The 1927-nt window shown below is 70.3% G+C and carries 2 protein-coding genes; both read left to right on the forward strand.

The window, feature by feature from the left end; genetic code table 11:
- On the forward strand, nucleotides 1–468 hold a 468-nt coding region (locus ACFY5C_RS41365), incomplete at its 5' end, for a sigma-70 family RNA polymerase sigma factor (RefSeq protein WP_389455230.1).
- A gap of 268 nt (nucleotides 469–736) precedes the next feature.
- The gene (locus ACFY5C_RS41370; protein ID WP_062665734.1) at nucleotides 737–1642 is read left to right on the forward strand and encodes an RNA polymerase sigma factor SigF; all 906 of its coding nucleotides are present in this window, start codon (nucleotides 737–739) and stop codon (nucleotides 1640–1642) included.
- Nucleotides 1643–1927 lie beyond the last annotated feature (285 nt).

The following is a 1927-nucleotide window of genomic DNA, read 5'->3' on the forward strand; positions in this document are numbered from 1 at the left end:
GACAACGTGCGCACGGTCCATGTGCCGCGCCGGCTGCACGAGCTGTGGGTCCAGGTGAACAGCGCCACCGAGGACCTCACGACCGCCTTCGGGCGCACCCCCACCACCTCCGAGATCGCCGAGCGGCTGCGCATCACCGAGGACGAGGTCCTGTCCTGCATCGAGGCCGGGCGGTCGTACCACGCCACCTCGCTGGAGGCCGCCCAGGAGGGCGACGGGCTGCCCGGGCTCCTGGACCGGCTCGGCTACGAGGACCCCGCCCTGGACGGCGTGGAGCACCGGGACCTGGTCCGCCACCTCCTCGTGCAACTGCCCGAGCGGGAACAGAGAATCCTGCTGCTGCGGTACTACAGCAATCTCACCCAGTCGCAGATCAGTGCGGAACTCGGGGTCTCCCAGATGCACGTCTCGAGGCTACTGGCGCGTAGCTTCCAGCGGCTCCGCTCGGCGAACCGGATCGACGCATAACCGCAAGCATGAGCGAGCCATAACCTGCGAGAGCGAATCGCTCACCAGGGCGGATGCCGACAGTTGAGAGCCGAAACACCGTCAGACCCCCTGTAAGCAGGGCGGATTCGGATCTCACATGTCGACATGTCACTACAGCGCGTTGCCGACATGTGACATTCTTTCGCCAGCGCGTTTGCCGCGGCTTCGGCTCCGGTATTCAGGTGAAGGCTGGCGTTCCTCGTTCGGAGCGTTCGCCACGACCGTCCCGCGACCCAGAGGGGGTGGCATGTCCGCAGACCAGGGCAGCTCGAAGGTGCTCACGCTCATGAAGAGCGAGTCGCCCGACGCCGCGCTCGACGTTTCGGCTCTCGAGGCCGTTCCGGCCCCGGCTCTTCCGGCATCCGACATCACAGCCGTCCCGGCTTCGGCGGACATCGACACCCGCACCCTGTCCCGCTCCCTGTTCCTGCGGCTCGCCGCGCTGGACGAGAACAGCCCCGAGCGCGCGTACGTCCGGGACACCCTGATCGAGCTCAACCTCCCCCTCGTGCGCTACGCGGCGGCCCGCTTCCGCTCGCGCAACGAGCCGATGGAGGACATCGTCCAGGTCGGCACCATCGGCCTGATCAAGGCGATCGACCGCTTCGACTGCGAGCGGGGCGTGGAGTTCCCGACCTTCGCGATGCCGACGGTGGTCGGCGAGATCAAGCGGTTCTTCCGTGACACGTCCTGGTCGGTGCGCGTCCCGCGCCGCCTCCAGGAGCTGCGCCTGGCGCTGACCAAGGCCAGCGACGAGCTGTCCCAGAAGCTGGACCGCTCGCCGACGGTCACCGAACTCGCCGCCGTGCTCGGCGTGTCCGAGGAGGACGTCGTCGACGGCCTCGCGGTGGGCAACGCCTACACCGCCTCCTCGCTGGACTCGCCGGCCCCGGAGGACGACGGCGGGGAGGGCTCGCTCGCCGACCGGCTCGGCTACGAGGACACCGCGCTGGAGGGCGTGGAGTACCGGGAGTCGCTGAAGCCGCTGCTGGCCAAGCTGCCGCCCCGTGAGCGCCGCATCATCATGCTGCGCTTCTTCGCCAACATGACCCAGTCGCAGATCGGCGAGGAGGTCGGCATCTCCCAGATGCACGTCTCCCGGCTGCTGACCCGGACCCTGGCCCAGCTGCGCGAGGGCCTGATCTCCGACTGACTCTTCGTGCCTGACGGAGGGCCGGCCATCACGGCCCGCCGCTCCGCGCGAGGTGGACGACCTCGACACCCGGCCGTCGGTGCGCCCTGTGGGGCGCGTCGGCGGCCGTCGTCGTCCTGGGGCCGTCCCGGCCTCGTGCGGGGGCGGTCCGGTGGTGAGGGGTTCGTCGCGACGGGGCCGGCGGGCGACCCGTCCCAGGTGCCGGCGGCCGGCCCGCCCGACCGGCACGGTGACGCGGGTGGGCCGGTCCGGTGGTGAAGGGTTCGTCGCGACGGGCCGGAGGGC

Origin of the sequence: Streptomyces sp. NPDC012935 (genome assembly GCF_042900345.1) — a bacterium.
In the GTDB taxonomy this organism is placed as follows: Bacteria; Actinomycetota; Actinomycetes; order Streptomycetales; family Streptomycetaceae; genus Streptomyces.